Source organism: Streptomyces sp. NPDC091282, assembly GCF_044757385.1.
Classification (GTDB): Bacteria; Actinomycetota; Actinomycetes; order Streptomycetales; family Streptomycetaceae; genus Streptomyces; species Streptomyces gramineus.
This window is the reverse complement of the sequence record NZ_JBIVUX010000001.1, coordinates 80,398-94,880: the sequence shown is the minus strand read 5'-3', so window position 1 is coordinate 94,880 and position 14,483 is coordinate 80,398. Positions and strand designations below refer to the sequence as shown.

General features: G+C 71.9%; 15 protein-coding genes. 10 read left to right on the top strand and 5 right to left on the bottom strand.

From position 1 onward, the window contains the following. Positions 1-124: 124 nt before the first annotated feature. From ACIQOE_RS00475 to ACIQOE_RS00455, 5 genes are all read left to right on the top strand, one after another. The gene (locus tag ACIQOE_RS00475) at positions 125-1,654 is read left to right on the top strand and encodes an aldehyde dehydrogenase (NADP(+)) (RefSeq protein WP_365570189.1); all 1,530 of its coding nucleotides are present in this window, start codon (positions 125-127) and stop codon (positions 1,652-1,654) included. A gap of 127 nt (positions 1,655-1,781) precedes the next feature. After that, entirely contained in the window at positions 1,782-2,390 is a 609-nt protein-coding gene (locus ACIQOE_RS00470; protein ID WP_351326194.1) for a DUF1349 domain-containing protein, read from the top strand. Between the two features lie 43 nt (positions 2,391-2,433). Next, positions 2,434-2,937: a GNAT family N-acetyltransferase gene (locus ACIQOE_RS00465; protein ID WP_365570192.1), complete on the top strand. Its 504-nt coding sequence runs from the start codon at positions 2,434-2,436 to the stop codon at positions 2,935-2,937. A 61-nt stretch (positions 2,938-2,998) separates the two neighbouring features. Continuing rightward, entirely contained in the window at positions 2,999-3,715 is a 717-nt protein-coding gene (locus tag ACIQOE_RS00460; RefSeq protein WP_365555505.1) for a DsbA family oxidoreductase, read from the top strand. Between the two features lie 97 nt (positions 3,716-3,812). Next, on the top strand, positions 3,813-4,874 hold the full coding sequence (locus ACIQOE_RS00455) for an aminotransferase class V-fold PLP-dependent enzyme (RefSeq protein ID WP_401408641.1): 1,062 nt from the start codon (positions 3,813-3,815) through the stop codon (positions 4,872-4,874). Positions 4,875-4,943: 69 nt separating this feature from the next. Here the strand turns inward: ACIQOE_RS00455 and thpD are convergent, their stop codons facing one another. The 5 genes from thpD to ACIQOE_RS00430 form a co-directional block, all read right to left on the bottom strand. Further along, positions 4,944-5,831 (bottom strand): ectoine hydroxylase, encoded by an 888-nt coding sequence (thpD, locus tag ACIQOE_RS00450; protein ID WP_351326186.1) that lies wholly within the window; start codon positions 5,829-5,831, stop codon positions 4,944-4,946. A gap of 2 nt (positions 5,832-5,833) precedes the next feature. Further along, positions 5,834-6,232 carry an ectoine synthase gene (locus ACIQOE_RS00445; RefSeq protein ID WP_351326185.1) on the bottom strand — a complete coding sequence of 133 codons (399 nt, stop codon included), beginning with the start codon at positions 6,230-6,232 and terminating at the stop codon, positions 5,834-5,836. A gap of 32 nt (positions 6,233-6,264) precedes the next feature. Then, positions 6,265-7,536: a diaminobutyrate--2-oxoglutarate transaminase gene (ectB, locus tag ACIQOE_RS00440; RefSeq protein ID WP_351326183.1), complete on the bottom strand. Its 1,272-nt coding sequence runs from the start codon at positions 7,534-7,536 to the stop codon at positions 6,265-6,267. A gap of 11 nt (positions 7,537-7,547) precedes the next feature. Next, positions 7,548-8,063, bottom strand: a complete 516-nt coding sequence (ectA, locus tag ACIQOE_RS00435; RefSeq protein WP_362169204.1) for a diaminobutyrate acetyltransferase — start codon at positions 8,061-8,063, stop codon at positions 7,548-7,550. Between the two features lie 356 nt (positions 8,064-8,419). Continuing rightward, complete coding sequence (locus ACIQOE_RS00430) at positions 8,420-9,520, bottom strand: aminotransferase class V-fold PLP-dependent enzyme (RefSeq protein WP_351326387.1); 1,101 nt, start codon at positions 9,518-9,520, stop codon at positions 8,420-8,422. Between the two features lie 226 nt (positions 9,521-9,746). Here ACIQOE_RS00430 and ACIQOE_RS00425 point away from each other — a divergent pair, with 226 nt between their 5' ends. The 5 genes from ACIQOE_RS00425 (at position 9,747) to ACIQOE_RS00405 (ending at position 14,441) form a co-directional block, all read left to right on the top strand. Continuing rightward, positions 9,747-10,601 carry an ABC transporter substrate-binding protein gene (locus ACIQOE_RS00425; protein WP_351936807.1) on the top strand — a complete coding sequence of 285 codons (855 nt, stop codon included), beginning with the start codon at positions 9,747-9,749 and terminating at the stop codon, positions 10,599-10,601. Next, the gene (locus ACIQOE_RS00420) at positions 10,598-11,431 is read left to right on the top strand and encodes an amino acid ABC transporter permease (protein ID WP_401408637.1); all 834 of its coding nucleotides are present in this window, start codon (positions 10,598-10,600) and stop codon (positions 11,429-11,431) included. Before ACIQOE_RS00425 ends, ACIQOE_RS00420 begins: the two co-directional genes overlap by 4 nt. Next, the gene (locus ACIQOE_RS00415) at positions 11,428-12,213 is read left to right on the top strand and encodes an amino acid ABC transporter ATP-binding protein (protein ID WP_401408634.1); all 786 of its coding nucleotides are present in this window, start codon (positions 11,428-11,430) and stop codon (positions 12,211-12,213) included. The genes ACIQOE_RS00420 and ACIQOE_RS00415 overlap by 4 nt, the downstream gene beginning before the upstream one ends. A 70-nt stretch (positions 12,214-12,283) precedes the next feature. After that, on the top strand, positions 12,284-13,375 hold the full coding sequence (locus ACIQOE_RS00410; protein ID WP_401408630.1) for an amidohydrolase family protein: 1,092 nt from the start codon (positions 12,284-12,286) through the stop codon (positions 13,373-13,375). A gap of 142 nt (positions 13,376-13,517) precedes the next feature. Further along, on the top strand, positions 13,518-14,441 hold the full coding sequence (locus tag ACIQOE_RS00405) for an SCO1860 family LAETG-anchored protein (RefSeq protein WP_365555518.1): 924 nt from the start codon (positions 13,518-13,520) through the stop codon (positions 14,439-14,441). Positions 14,442-14,483 lie beyond the last annotated feature (42 nt).

Here is a 14,483-nt window from a genome sequence, read left to right as displayed (position 1 = left end):
ACGAGAAACCGAGGTTATAGTCTCCAACAGCCCATTCATCATCAGAGACAGCGTTCAGTATATCGAACATCCCTGGTGAGTGACCCGGCTCTGCGGCAGAACGCAACTCATGGAGGGACCCGCGGTGGCAGCAGCACCAGTCTGGAGTGTCGACCCGCGTACCGGGAAGCAGCGTGAACAGGTTGCGGTGGAAGCCACAGCCGAGGAGGTGGACACCACCGTCACCGCGGCGCACGCCGTCCGCGCCGCCCTCGCCGACCGCACGGTCCGCGCCGCCTTCCTGCGGTCCGCCGCCGACGGACTCGACGCGGCCAGGGACCACCTCGTGGAGGCCGCCGACGCCGAGACCGCGCTCGGCCCGGTCCGGCTCACCGGCGAACTCGCCCGCACCACCTACCAGCTGCGGGCCTTCGCCGGCATCGTCGACGAGGGCGCCTTCCTCGACGTCATCATCAACCACCCGGACGCCACCGCCACGCCGCCCGTGCCCGACCTGCGCCGCTACAAGGTCCCGCTGGGCGTCGTCGCCGTCTACTCCGCCTCCAACTTCCCCTTCGCCTTCTCGGTCGCCGGCGGCGACACCGCGAGCGCGCTGGCCGCGGGCAACCCGGTCGTCGTCAAGGCCCACCCCGACCACCCGGGCCTGTCCGAGCTGGTCGCGTCGGTGCTGCGCCGGGCCGCGGCCCGGCACGGCATCCCCGCGGGCGTGATCGGTCTCGTGCACGGCTTCGAGGCCGGCCTCGAACTGATCCGGCACCCCCTGGTCGCCGCGGCCGGCTTCACGGGCTCGGTACGGGGCGGCCGTGCGCTGTTCGACGCCGCCGCCGCGCGCCCGGTCCCGATCCCCTTCCACGGCGAGCTGGGATCCCTCAACCCGGTCCTGGTCACCGAGGCCGCGGCCGCCGAGCGCGGCGGGGAGATCGGCACCGGGCTCGCCGGGTCGATGACGATGGGCGTCGGCCAGTTCTGCGTGAAGCCCGGCCTGGTCCTGGTGCCGGCCGACGCCGCCGGCGACGGGCTGCTCAAGTCCCTCACGGACGCCGTCAGCGACACCGACGCGGGTGTGCTGCTCGACCACCGGATGCGGGACAACTTCGTCGCCGGGGTCGCGGAGCGGGGCCAACTCCCCGGCGTGGAGAGCCCGGTGACCCCGGGCGCGGGCGGCGAGCACACCGTCAGCGCGGGATTCCTCACGGTGCCGGCCGGCCGGCTGGCCGAGGAGGGGGCGTACGACCTGCTCCTCGAGGAGTGCTTCGGGCCGGTGACCGTCGTGGTCAGGTACGCGGACCGGGACGAGGCGACGGCGGTGCTGTCGCGGCTGCCGGGCAACCTCACCGCGACCGTGCACGTCTCCGCCGAGGAGGCCGCGGGGCAGGGGCTCGGGGCGGAGATCCTCGCGGAGCTCACGCCGCTGGCCGGCCGGGTGCTGGTGAACGGCTGGCCGACCGGGGTCGCCGTGGCGCCGGCCCAGCACCACGGCGGGCCCTACCCGGCCACCACCTCCACGTCGACCTCGGTGGGCGGTACGGCCATCGAGCGGTGGCTGCGGCCGGTGGCGTACCAGGGGGTGCCGGAGGCGATGCTGCCGGCGGAACTGCGGGACGAGAACCCGCTGGGGCTGCCGCGGCGCTACGACGGGGTGCTGGAGCGGTAGCGCGCCGCGGGGACACGGGTGCGTCGCCGGGTGCCGGTTCGCCGTGGTCGCCCGCGCCCACGCGGCGAGCCGCGTATCGGCACGGTCCCGCGCCCCCGGGGGAACGGTCCCCTGCGAGACTGTGGCCATGGACTTCGAACTCCCCGAACTGCCCTTTCCGCTCCGTACCTACGGGCCCGACGGGCACTGGTTCCACGAGGACGGTGTGCTCACGGGGTGGGCCGGGGCCCGGCAGGACCGGTTCGTGCCGCCCACCGGTGAGGCCCAGGACCCCGCCTCGGACGCGCCCCGGCTGCTCGGGGCGCCCGAGGGGGACTTCCAGCTGATCGCCCGGGTCACCGTCGGCTTCGGCGCCGCCTTCGACGCCGGTGTGCTGTACGTCCACGTCGGCGACCGGGCCTGGGCCAAGCTCTGCCTGGAGAACTCCCCGGACGTCCCCACCGTCTGCACGGTGGTCACCCGCGGCCACTCCGACGACTCCAACGCCTTCACGGTGGAGGGGAGTTCGGTCTGGCTGCGGATCAGCAGGACCGGCCGGGCGCTCGCCTTCCACGCCTCCCGCGACGGCAGGAAGTGGGTCTTCGTCCGGCTGTTCACGCTGGGCGGCGAGAAGGAGACCGGGGACGCGCTGGTCGGTTTCATGACCCAGTCGCCGATAGGGGAGGGGTGCGTGGTGACCTACGACCACATCGAGTTCAGGACCGACTGGCCGGCCGACCTCCGCGACGGAAGCTGAACGGCGGCGGAACCGGCGGCGGCGCGGCCGCGTCCTGTGATGCATGATCAGTGACCGTCTCAAGGGGCTGCGGGTGATCCGCACGGCCCTGCCCGCCGAGGCCGCGAAGATCGCCGCGCTGCACCACCGGGCCCGGTCCACGTACTACCCGGACGGCCTCCCGGAGGACGGCGTGGACTGGACGGCGGCCTGGCTCGGCGCCGTCGAGCGGCCCGACGGGCAGGTGCTGTGCGTGGTGGAGGCCGGCGAGATCACCGCGGTCGCCTCCTTCCGCACGCCCCAGGGCGCGCCCGCGGGGACGGTCAAGCTGTTCCAGTTCCATGTCGACCCCGCCCACTGGCGGACCGGGATCGGCACCGCCCTGCACACCGCCTGCCTGGAGCAGTGGCGGGCCGACGGCCGGCGGACGGCCGTCCTGGACGTGCACGTCGACAACCGGCGGGCCCAGGCCTTCTACGCCCGCCAGGGCTGGGTGCCGGACCCGGAACGGCCGCCCGCCGAGGGCGACCACCACCTCTGCCTGCGGTACGCGGTGCGCGGGGAATGAAGCGGGCCGCGCGGGGGTTCGGGTGTCGAGAGAACTCTTGACTACCTGGAGAGCGGACAACATGCGCGTCGAGATCTGGTCCGATATCGCTTGCCCTTGGTGCTATGTCGGAAAAGCGCGGTTCGAGAAGGCGCTCGCCGCCTTCCCGCACCGCGACGAGGTCGAGGTCGTGCACCGCTCCTTCGAGCTGGACCCCGGTCGCGCCAAGGACGACGTCCAGCCGGTGCTCGCCATGCTCACCAAGAAGTACGGCATGAGCGAGGCGCAGGCCGAGGCGGGCGAGGACAACCTGGGTGCCCAGGCCGCCGCCGAGGGCCTCGACTACCGCACCCGCGGCCGGGACCACGGCAACACCTTCGACATGCACCGGCTGCTGCACTTCGCCAAGGAGCAGGGCCGCCAGGACGAGCTGATCCAGCTCCTGTACCGGGCGAACTTCGCCGAGGAGCGGTCGCTGTTCACCGAGGGCGCCGAGCGGCTGGTCGGGCTGGCCGCGGAGGCCGGACTGGACGCGGAGGCCGCGCGCGAGGTGCTCGCCGACCCGGCCCGCTACGCCGACGACGTCCGCGCCGACGAGCGCGAGGCGGCCGAGCTCGGCGCCAACGGGGTGCCGTTCTTCGTCCTCGACCGGAAGTACGGGGTCTCCGGCGCCCAGCCCGCCGAGGTGTTCACCCAGGCGCTCGGCCAGGCCTGGGGGGCGCGGTCCCCGCTGAAGCTCATCGACGAGGGCGGCGCCGAGGCCTGCGGGCCGGACGGGTGCGCGGTCCCGCAGCACTGAGAAACCGCAGGTCACAGACGTCGTATAAGCGATGCTTCGCGGTGCTGCGCAAAAATCCGCAATGGACGGGGGGTCCCGTGGCCCGCAGAGTGGAGCCATGGAGACCACGGAGACGTTCGAGAGCCTCGTCCGCGCCGAGTTCACCCCGAAGAGCACCTACCTGAACACCGCGAGCAACGGCCTGCTGCCGGCCCGCACGGTGGCCGCCCTGCACGAGGCGGCCCTGCTGCGGGCCGAGGGCCGGCCGCTGACCTCGCTGTACGAGGACGTGGAGGCGAGCCGGGCCGCCTACGCGCGGCTCGCCGGCGTCCCCGCCTCCCGGGTCGCGGTGGGCGCGTCCGTGGCCGCGCACTCCGGCGTGATCGCCGCCTCGCTGCCGGCCGGCGCCGAAGTCCTCACCGCCGAGGACGACTTCACCTCCGTGCTGAACCCGTTCCACGTCCGCGGCGACCTCAAGGTGCGCTCCGTGCCGCTGGAGCGGATCGCCGAGTCGGTCCGCCCCGGCACCGCGCTGGTCGCGGTCAGCGCCGCCCAGTCCGCCGACGGCCGCGTCGCCGACCTGCCGGCCCTGCGCGCGGCCGCCCGCGACCACGGGGCGCGCACCTACGTCGACTTCTCCCAGTCCGCCGGCTGGCTCCCGATGGACGCCGACGCCCACGACTTCTCGGCCTCGGTCTCCTTCAAGTGGCTGCTCGGCCCGCACGGCACGGCCTTCCTCGTGGTCCCCGAGGACTTCGGGGGGCTCACCCCGCTGCTGGCAGGCTGGGTCGCGGGCGAGCGGCCGTGGGACAGCTGCTACGGCCCGGTGTCCGAACTGGCGCACTCCGCACGGCGGTTCGACCTCACCCACGCCCTGTTCACCTTCGCGGGACTGCGCCGCTCCCTCGATCTCGTCGAGGAACTCGGGGTCGACGCCGTGCACGCCCACGACGTGGCCCTCGCCGACCGGTTCCGGGCCGGACTCGACGCGCTCGGCCACCGGCCGCTGCCCGCGCCCGGTTCGGCGATCGTCTCGGTGCCCGGACTCGGCGGCCGCCAGCCCGCGTTGAGCCACGCCGGCATCGAGGTCTCCGACCGGGCGGGCAACCTGCGGGCCGCCTTCCACCTGTACAACACGGCCGCGGACGTGGACCGGCTGCTGGACGTGCTCGGCGGCTGACGGACATGCGGACGGCCGGGCCGGGACCCCGTCCCACGGGAGGTCCCGGCCCGGCCGGTCAAGGGGAGTTCACCGCACGGGCGTGAAGTCCCGTGCCCCAATGAACTCCGGTCGGGGGACGGGGGCCGAGAAGGGCTCGACCGCCTTGTTCTCCACGCTGTTGAAGACGATGAAGACGTTGCTGCGCGGGAACGGCGTGATGTTGTCGCCGGAGCCGTGCATGCAGTTGCAGTCGAACCAGGTCGCCGAACCGGCGCGGCCCGTGAACAGCTTGATGCCGTACTCGCCGGCCATCGCGGTCAGCGCCTCGTCCGAGGGCGTGCCCGCGTCCTGCATCTGCAGCGACTTCTTGTAGTTGTCCTCCGGCGTGGCGCCGGCGCAGCCGAGGAACGTCCGGTGCGAGCCCGGCATGATCATGAGGCCGCCGTTGGTGTCGTGGTTCTCGGTCAGCGCGATCGAGACCGACACCGTGCGCATGTTCGGCAGCCCGTCCTCGGCGTGCCAGGTCTCGAAGTCCGAGTGCCAGTAGAAGCCGCTGGCCCCGAACCCGGGCTTGACGTTGATCCGCGACTGGTGGACGTAGACGTCCGAGCCGAGGATCTGCCGGGCCCGGCCGACCACCCGCTGGTCGCGCACCAGGTTCGCGAACACCTCGCTGATCTTGTGCACCTCGAAGACCGAGCGGATCTCCTTGGACTTCGGCTCGATGACGGAGCGCTCGTCGGCCCGGACCGCCGGATCGGCTACCAGCCGCTCCAGCTCGTCCCGGTAGACGGCGACCTCGTCGTCCGCGAGCAGCTGGTCGATGGCGAGGAAGCCGTCCCGCTCGAACTCCTCCAGCCGGTCCGTGGGGATCGGCCCGGCCGCACCGGGCGCCGACCAGACGACCGGGTCCTTGCGGGGCAGGGAGACCTCGACCGGGCCGCGGCTCGGGTACAGGTCGGTGATCGTGGTCATGGTCAGCCCTCCTCGGTCAGCAGCGGATAGACGCCGTTCTCGTCGTGGTCCTCCCGGCCGGTGACCGGCGGGTTGAACACGCAGATGCAGCGGAAGTCCTCCTTGACGCGCAGCGTGTGCCGCTCGTGTCCGTCGAGGAGGTACATGGTGCCGGGCGTGATCGTGTACGACGTCCCGGTCTCGCGGTCGGTCAGCTCGGCCTCGCCCTCGACGCAGACCACGGCCTCGATGTGGTTGGCGTACCACATGTCCGTCTCCGTGCCCGCGTACAGGATCGTCTCGTGCACCGAGAATCCGACCCGCTCCTTGGCGAGGACGATGCGTTTGCTCTCCCAGGTCCCGGACGCGGCCTTGACGTGGCGGTCGGTACCTTCGATCTCCTTGAAAGAACGGACGATCACGGTGGTGTACAGCCTCCTTGGCTAGATCCTGGTCAGACGGTTTCCCGGACGGCCCGGGCGAGGATGCTCAGGCCCTCGTCCAGTTCGTCCGGAGTGATGGTCAGGGCGGGCAGCAGCTTGACGACCTCGCTCTCCGGCCCCGACGTCTCTATGAGCAGCCCCAGTTCGAAGGCGCGGCGGGCGATCCGCCCGGCCCGTGCCTTCTCGTGGAACTCCACGCCCCACACCAGACCGCGGCCCCGGTACTCGCGCACGTCGGCGAGGTTCTCCTCGACGATCGCGATGAGTCCCTGCTCGACCTGCTCGCCCTTGGCGCGGGTCTGCTTCTCCATCGCCGGGCCGTCGGTCCAGTAGCTCTCCAGCGCGGCGGTCGCGGTGACGAAGGCCGGGTTGTTGCCGCGGAAGGTGCCGTTGTGCTCGCCGGGCTCCCACACGTCCAGCTCGGGCCGGAACAGGCACAGCGACATCGGCAGCCCGTAGCCGCTGATGGACTTGGACACCGTCACGATGTCGGGGACGATCCCGGACTCCTCGAAGGAGAAGAACGCGCCGGTCCGTCCGCAGCCCATCTGGATGTCGTCGACGATCAGCAGCATGTCCTGCCGCTCGCACAGCTCCTTGAGGGCGCGCAGCCACTCGGGCCGGGCGACGTTGATGCCGCCCTCGCCCTGCACGGTCTCCACGATCACCGCGGCGGGCTTGTTGAGCCCGGAGCCCTGGTCCTCCAGGAGCCGCTCGAACCAGAGGAAGTCCGGGACCTTGCCCTCGAAGTAGTTGTCGAAGGGCATCGGCGTCCCGTGCACCAGCGGGACCCCGGCGCCGGCCCGCTTGAACGCGTTGCCGGTGACGGCCAGGGATCCGAGGGACATGCCGTGGAAGGCGTTGGTGAACGAGACGATCGCCTCGCGTCCCTTCACCTTCCGCGCCAGCTTCAGCGCGGACTCCACGGCGTTGGTGCCGGTGGGCCCGGGGAACATGACCTTGTACGGCAGGTCGCGCGGGCGCAGCACGAGGTCCTGGAAGGTCTGCAGGAACGACCGTTTGGCGGTGGTCGACATGTCGAGGCCGTGGGCGACCCCGTCGCGTTCCAGATAGTCGAGCAGCGCCCGTTTCAGCACGGGGTTGTTGTGTCCGTAGTTGAGTGATCCGGCGCCGGCGAAGAAGTCCAGGTACTCGTGGCCGTCCTCGTCGTACATCCGGCTGCCCCGGGCCCGGTCGAACACGGTGGGCCAGCTGCGGCAGTAGCTGCGGACCTCGGACTCCAGGGTCTCGAAGACGCTCAGGTCGGGCTGCGTGATGGTCACAGGGAGGCTCCTCAGTGCGATGTGGGGGTCAAGGGGCCGATGCGGTACAGGACTTCGGGGTCGTGCGGACCGTCCGGGAACTCGCCGGCCTCGAACAGCACGGTCCGCTCGACGGTGGCGCCGTGCCGGGCCGCGTACGAGGTGAACAGCCGCTCGGAGGCGGTGTTCCCGGGCGTGATGGTGGTCTCCACCGCGGTGAGCGGCTGTTCCGCGGCCACCCGTGCCGTGAGCCCGTCCAGCAGCCGCGCGGCGACACCGCGCCCGCGCTGTACGGCGTCCACGGCGACCTGCCAGACGAGCAGCGTGTCCGGGCGGTCCGGCCGGGTGTATCCGGTGACGAATCCGACGGGCTCACCGTCCGCTCCGCGCGCCACCGCCGACGTGCCGGCGAAATCCCGGCACCACAGCAGATAGCTGTACGAGGAGTTCAGATCGAGGTTTCCGGATTCCTTTGCGAGACGCCACAGGGCGGCGCCGTCGGTCACCAGCGGGCGCTCGACGATCAGGTCTGCTTGTGGGGCGGTCATGCGGACTGAATTTAGCGAGGCAAATGCAAAAATGCACGGCGGGTGCCGTTGTCGGCTCGACCCGCCGTGCCTGTATGTACCGAAATTTCCCACCACAAACCGGGCAAATGACCCGGTTATGTGGAGTGTGTCACAGGGTTGAAATCTGGAGGAAATCACCCCCGTTTAGCTCCGCAAAAAGCGGGCAGAAGAACTCGGGTAAGCCATCGGTCAAAAGAGAATTCGGAATTACTTTGAATTCTGACGCCGTTAACGCCCTCGATGCGCCGCGTACGGCGGGGCCGGGGCTCCGGGCGCGGGCGGCGCGAACCGCCCGCGACGCGGCGCCGGAATCACCCCGCACCCGTTCCCGGCCGTCAACGCCAGGCGGACTCCACCGCCCGCCGGGCCCCCTCCAGGTCCACCGTCCGCCCCCGCTCCGCCAGCCCCGCGCCGAGCGCCGCCAGACTCGCCTGGACCGCGCCCACCGTCGCGTCCACCCCGTAGTGGTTCACCCGGATCATCTCCGCGGCCAGCGCGCCGCCGCCCGCGGCCAGCGGCAGCGTGCCGTCGCCCGCCAGCGCCCCGGCGACCAGTTCCGAGGCCACCACGCCCGACGGCACCCGCAGCGTCGTGGCGACCGGTGCCGCGTCCGCCTCCTCGTACACGTACGGCTCCAGGCCGCCGCCCAGGGCCACCGCGCCCGCCCGGGTGGCCAGCGCCGCCGTGCGGTGCCGGCGCATCACCGCCTGCGGCCCGTCCGCCTCGATGCGCTCCAGGCACGCCTGGAGGGCCAGCATCTCCAGCTGGGCCGGCGCGTGCGGCAGCGCCGCGCGGCCGCCGTCGAGCCAGCGCTCCTTCCAGTCCAGCAGCGACAGGTACGAGCGGCGCGGAGCGTGCGGGTTCGCCGCCATCCGGGCCCACGCCCGCTCGCTCACCGACACCGCCGAGACGCCGGCGGGCCCGCCCATCGCCTTCTGGGCCCCGATCACGCACAGGTCCACGCCCCAGGCGTCCGGCAGCACCGGCTCGGCCCCGACCGAGGCGACCGCGTCCAGGTAGAACAGCGCGCCGTGCTCGCGCACCACCGCGCCGATCTCCGCGACCGGGTTGGTGTTGCCGGTCGCCGCCTCGGCGTGCACCAGGGACACGAAGTCGATCTCCGGGTGCGCGGCGAACGCCTCCCGCACCTGCGCGGCCGTCACCGCCGTGTGGAACGGCACCGAGAGGTCGATCACCCTCGCGCCGCAGTCCCGCAGCCAGTTGCCGAAGGTCTGCCCGTAGGGGCCGGTGATCACGTTCAGCGCGGTCGTGCCCGGCCCGGCGGCGGACCTGATCGCACCCTCCAGCGGCAGCAGCGCCTCGCCCTGCATGACCAGGACGTCCTGCCGGGTGTCCAGCAGCCGGGCGACGCCGTCCTCGATGGCGGCGAAGTGCGCGGCGCTCAGCGGGGGCAGGTCGAGGAAGGGGTGGGTCACGGCGGTGCTCTCTTCGCTCGCGTAGGGGCAGGTCGGCATGAGCGTAACCGGCACCCTTTTCACCGCCGGGACCGGCGGTGACCGGCTACTTCTCAGGCCGGACGGCCCCGCCGCTATCGGATTGGTTTGAGATACCCAAACATCTCCTTATAATCGGAACCCGCAGAACCGGAATCCAAAGCTCCCTCACAGTCTCGTGGGGGCCCGCAGACCTACGGGAGGTCTCGTGACCACGCTCCTCGGGCGCCGCCGGGCTCGCGCCCTGGCCGCCGCCACCGCCGCGGCCGGGCTGGCCCTCGTGGCCGGCTGCACGTCGAGCGGCAACGGCTCCAGCGCCTCCAGAACGGTGGCGGGCGGTGTCGAACTCGTCAAGGCCGGACAGCTCACCACCTGCACCCACCTGCCGTACCCGCCGTTCCAGTCGGTGATCGACGGCAAGGTGCAGGGCTTCGACGTGTCGATGGTCGACCTGGTCGCCAAGGACCTCGGCGTGAAGCAGAAGGTCCTCGACACCCCGTTCGAGAACTTCAAGACCGGCGCCTTCCTCAACTCCGGCCAGTGCGACCTGGCCGCGGCCGGCATGACCATCACCGCCGAGCGCAAGAAGAACGTCGACTTCTCCACCCCGTACTTCGACGCCACCCAGGCCCTCCTCGTCGCCAAGGGCAGCGGCGTCACCTCGCTCGCCGACGCCAAGGCCAAGAAGACCGAGGTGGGCGCCCAGGCGCAGACCACCGGCGAGGACTACGCCAAGGCGCAGGGCCTGGACCCGGTCTCCTTCGAGTCCTCCGACGCCGTCCTCAACGGACTGCGCACCGGCCAGGTCAAGGCCGTCGTCATCGACTACCCGGTGGTCCAGGGCTGGCTGAAGGACAAGGCCAACGCCGCCGCGTTCCAGGTCGCCGGACAGATCAACACCGGTGAGCAGTACGGCATCACGGTCAAGAAGGGCAACACCAAGCTGCTCGCCGCCGTCGACAAGGCGATCGCCGACGCCAAGGCCGACGGCACCTACAAGAAGCTCTACGAGAAGTGGATCGGCCCGTACGACGCGTCGGCGGCCTCCCCGGCGGCCTCATGACCGCCGCGGACACCGAACTCCAGCCCCGCAGGAAGGGCCTGACCCGGCGCCAGAAGCGCCGGCTGTCGCGCGGCGCGCAGTACGCCGTCTTCGTCGCCGCCGTGGCCGCCTTCGCGGCCGGCGCCGACTGGGGCCGCCTGCAGAACCAGTTCGCGCAGTGGGACATCGCCCGGCAGATGTTCCCGGACGTCATCACGCTCGCCCTGCGGAACACCGTGCTCTACACGGTCTCCGGGTTCGTCTTCGCCCTGGTGCTGGGCCTGGTGATCGCGCTGATGCGGCTGTCGTCCGTCGCCCCCTACCGCTGGGTCGCCGGCGTCTACATCGAGATCTTCCGCGGTCTGCCCGCCCTGCTGATCTTCATCTTCATCGGGGTCGCGGTGCCGCTCGCCTTCCCCGGCACGGAGATCGTCGGCGGCACGTACGGCAAGGCCGCCATCGCCCTCGGCCTGGTCGGCGCCGCCTACCTGGCGGAGACCTTCCGCGCCGGCATCCAGGCCGTGCCCAAGGGGCAGCTGGAGGCGGCGCGTTCGCTCGGCTTCTCGCCCGCGCGTGCCATGGTCTCCGTCGTCATCCCGCAGGCGTTCCGGATCATCCTGCCGCCGCTGACCAACGAGTTCGTGATCCTCTTCAAGGACTCCTCCCTGGTGCTGCTCCTCGGCGTCACCCTGGAGGAACGCGAACTGTCCAAGTACGGCCGGGACCTGGCCAGTACGACCGCCAACTCCACACCGATCCTCGTCGCCGGCCTGTGCTACCTGCTGGTCACGATCCCGCTCGGCTTCGTGGTGCGGCGCATGGAGGCGAAGGCCCGGGAGGTCGTGCGATGACACCCGACACCGGCCGGCCCGAGATCCGGATCGAGGGCCTGCACAAGTCCTTCGGCGACAACGAGGTGCTGCGCGGCATCGACCTGGAGATCGGCCAGGGCGAGGTGGTGTGCGTCATCGGCCCCTCGGGCTCCGGCAAGTCGACCCTGCTGCGCTGCGTCAACCTCCTGGAGGAGCCGACCGGCGGCAAGGTGTTCGTGGGCGGCACGGAGCTGACGGACCCCGACGTCGACATCGACGCCGTACGCCGCCGTATCGGCATGGTCTTCCAGCAGTTCAACCTCTTCCCGCACCTCACGGTGACCGAGAACCTCACGCTGCCGCAGCGCCGGGTCCTCAAGCGGGACAAGGCGCAGGCGGCACGCGTGGCCGCCGAGAACCTCCAGCGCGTCGGCCTGACCGAGAAGGCGTACGCCTACCCCGCCTCCCTCTCCGGCGGCCAGCAGCAGCGCGTGGCGATCGCCCGCGCGCTGTCGATGGGCCCCGAGGTGATGCTCTTCGACGAGCCGACCTCGGCCCTCGACCCCGAACTGGTCGGCGACGTCCTCGCCGTGATGCGGATGCTGGCCCGCGAGGGCATGACCATGATGGTGGTCACCCACGAGATGACCTTCGCCCGGGAGGTCGCCGACCGGGTCGTCTTCATGGACGGCGGAGTCGTCGTCGAGGAGGGCGCCCCGGACCGGGTGATCGGCGACCCGGCGCACGAACGCACCCGCCACTTCCTGTCCCGGCTGCTGAACCCGGCCATGGCCCAGGTCGAGGGGGAGTCCGGAGACTAGGGCGTGTTGCGAAAGTCCCGGCTGCCGAGCCGCATCGATCAGGGGTTCGCCGTCGTCCTAGGCTGAGCCCATGAGCGATCGACCGGTGCTGCACGTGAAGGGCCGGGTCCTGGCGGGGCCCGACGACGTCCGGGACGAGCTGTGGGTGATCGGCGGGCGGGTCTCCTACGACCGTCCCGCCCGCGCCCGGGACGTCACCGCCGTAGAGGGCTGGACGCTGCCCGGTCTCGTCGACGCGCACTGCCACGTCGGCCTCGGCCCCGAGGGCCCGGTCGACGCGGCCACCGCCGAGAAGCAGGCCCTCACCGACCGCGAGGCCGGCACCCTGCTGATCCGGGACGCCGGGTCGCCCTCCGACACCCGCTGGGTCGACGACCGCGAGGACCTCCCGAAGATCATCCGGGCCGGCCGGCACATCGCCCGCACCCGCCGCTACATCAGGAACTTCGCCCACGAGATCGAGCCGCCCGACCTGGTCGCCCACGTCGCCCGGGAGGCCCGGCGCGGCGACGGCTGGGTCAAACTGGTCGGCGACTGGATCGACCGCGACCTCGGCGACCTGGCCCCCAGCTGGCCGCGGGACGCGGTGCAGGCGGCGATCGCCGAGGCGCACCGGCTCGGCGCCCGGGTCACCGCGCACTGCTTCGCCGAGGACTCGCTCCAGGACCTGGTCGAGGCCGGCATCGACTGCATCGAGCACGCCACGGGCCTCACCGACGAGCTGATCCCGCTCTTCGCCGAACGCGGGGTCGCCATCGTCCCGACCCTCGTCAACATCGCCACCTTCCCGAGCCTCGCGGCCGGCGGCGAGGCCAGGTTCCCGCGCTGGTCGGCCCACATGCGCCGGCTCCACGAGCGCCGCTACGACACCGTCCGCGCCGCCTACGACGCCGGCATCCCGGTGTACGTCGGCACCGACGCCGGCGGCTCCCTCGCGCACGGCCTGGTCGCGGGCGAGGTCGCCGAACTGGTCACCGCCGGCATCCCGGCCGTCGACGCGCTCGCGGCCACCAGCTGGGCCGCCCGCGCCTGGCTCGGCAGGCCCGGCCTGGAGGAGGGCGCACCGGCGGACCTGGTGGTGTACGAGAGCGACCCGCGCGCGGACGTACGCGTCCTCGCGTCCCCCCGTCGGGTGGTGCTGAACGGGCGGGTCGTCGAGTAGGGGAACGCCTGTGCCCGCGGCATCGAATGAACGAGCGGAAACTCCACTAATGAGTGAAGTCACGCTGGATCGCCGCCCGTTCACCCTCAGTGCGTAATTCTTGGCGGGTCCCGAGCAAGTTTCCTCTGGGGGTCCCACCACCTTGAACAGCGACACTTTCCGTATGCCCGCACGCCGTCTCGCGACCGTCGCGACGGCCACCGCCCTGGTCGCCGGTCCCGCGGTCCTGGCGGGCGCGGGCGCCGCGCACGCGACCACCGGCCAGGGTCGCGCGAGCGCGGTCGTCCTGCGCACCGGCCTCGACGTCTCCCTCCTCGACAAGACCGTGAACGTCCCGCTCGCGGTCTCCCTGAACGAGGTCCAGGCACCGCGCAGCGCCGACCGCACCGCGCTCACCGCCACGCTCGACGGAGTCGACGGCGGCAAGCCGTTCAACGTCCTGAGCGCCGACGTCGCCTCGGCGAAGGCGACCGTCTCGCACGGCGTGGCCGAGGGCTCGGTCCACCTGGCCCACGCCCGCCTGCACCTGCCCGGCCTGCCCCTGCTGTCCCTCGTGGAACTCGGCACCGTCACGTCCAGGGCCACCTGCGCGAGTGGCGAACACCCGGTGGCCGAGGCGAACGTGCTCGGCGCCGTCACGGTCCTCGGCAAGCGGATCACGCTGAGCGCCGGCGGCCCCACCGACGTCCGCGTCCCCGGCGTCGGCGAGGTCCGCCTCGACCTGTCCAAGCGCGAGACGACGTCGACGACGGCGGCGGCCAGCGCCCTGGAACTCAAGATCTCGGTGAACCCGCTGAAGCTGAACGTGGCCGACGTGGAGGGAACGCTCACCCTGGCGAAGGCGACCTGTGAGACACCGCAGGCCCAGGCCGCCCCGTCCGACCGGGCCGCCGCGTCCGGCTCGGCCGGACCGGTCACCGACGTCAAACCCCAGGGCGCCCCGGCGAAGGAGACCGACCTCGCCGAGACGGGCGGCAGTTCACTGACGCCGTATGTGGCGGCAGGCGCGCTGGCGCTGCTCCTGGCGGGCGCGGGGGCGGTGACGGTCGCCCGACGCAAGCGGTAGCGCCCCGTCAGGGGAGCGGGGAACCGCGCGACCGGCCACAGG

Coding starts and splice junctions, on each gene's coding strand:
- thpD (WP_351326186.1), bottom strand. CDS start 5,831: ATGACCACGATCACCGACCTGTACCCGAGCCGCGGCCCGGTCGAGGTC.
- ACIQOE_RS00455 (WP_401408641.1), top strand. CDS start 3,813: ATGGAGACCACGGAGACGTTCGAGAGCCTCGTCCGCGCCGAGTTCACC.
- ACIQOE_RS00465 (WP_365570192.1), top strand. CDS start 2,434: ATGATCAGTGACCGTCTCAAGGGGCTGCGGGTGATCCGCACGGCCCTG.
- ACIQOE_RS00410 (WP_401408630.1), top strand. CDS start 12,284: ATGAGCGATCGACCGGTGCTGCACGTGAAGGGCCGGGTCCTGGCGGGG.
- ACIQOE_RS00460 (WP_365555505.1), top strand. CDS start 2,999: ATGCGCGTCGAGATCTGGTCCGATATCGCTTGCCCTTGGTGCTATGTC.
- ACIQOE_RS00470 (WP_351326194.1), top strand. CDS start 1,782: ATGGACTTCGAACTCCCCGAACTGCCCTTTCCGCTCCGTACCTACGGG.
- ectA (WP_362169204.1), bottom strand. CDS start 8,063: ATGACCGCCCCACAAGCAGACCTGATCGTCGAGCGCCCGCTGGTGACC.
- ACIQOE_RS00415 (WP_401408634.1), top strand. CDS start 11,428: ATGACACCCGACACCGGCCGGCCCGAGATCCGGATCGAGGGCCTGCAC.
- ACIQOE_RS00420 (WP_401408637.1), top strand. CDS start 10,598: ATGACCGCCGCGGACACCGAACTCCAGCCCCGCAGGAAGGGCCTGACC.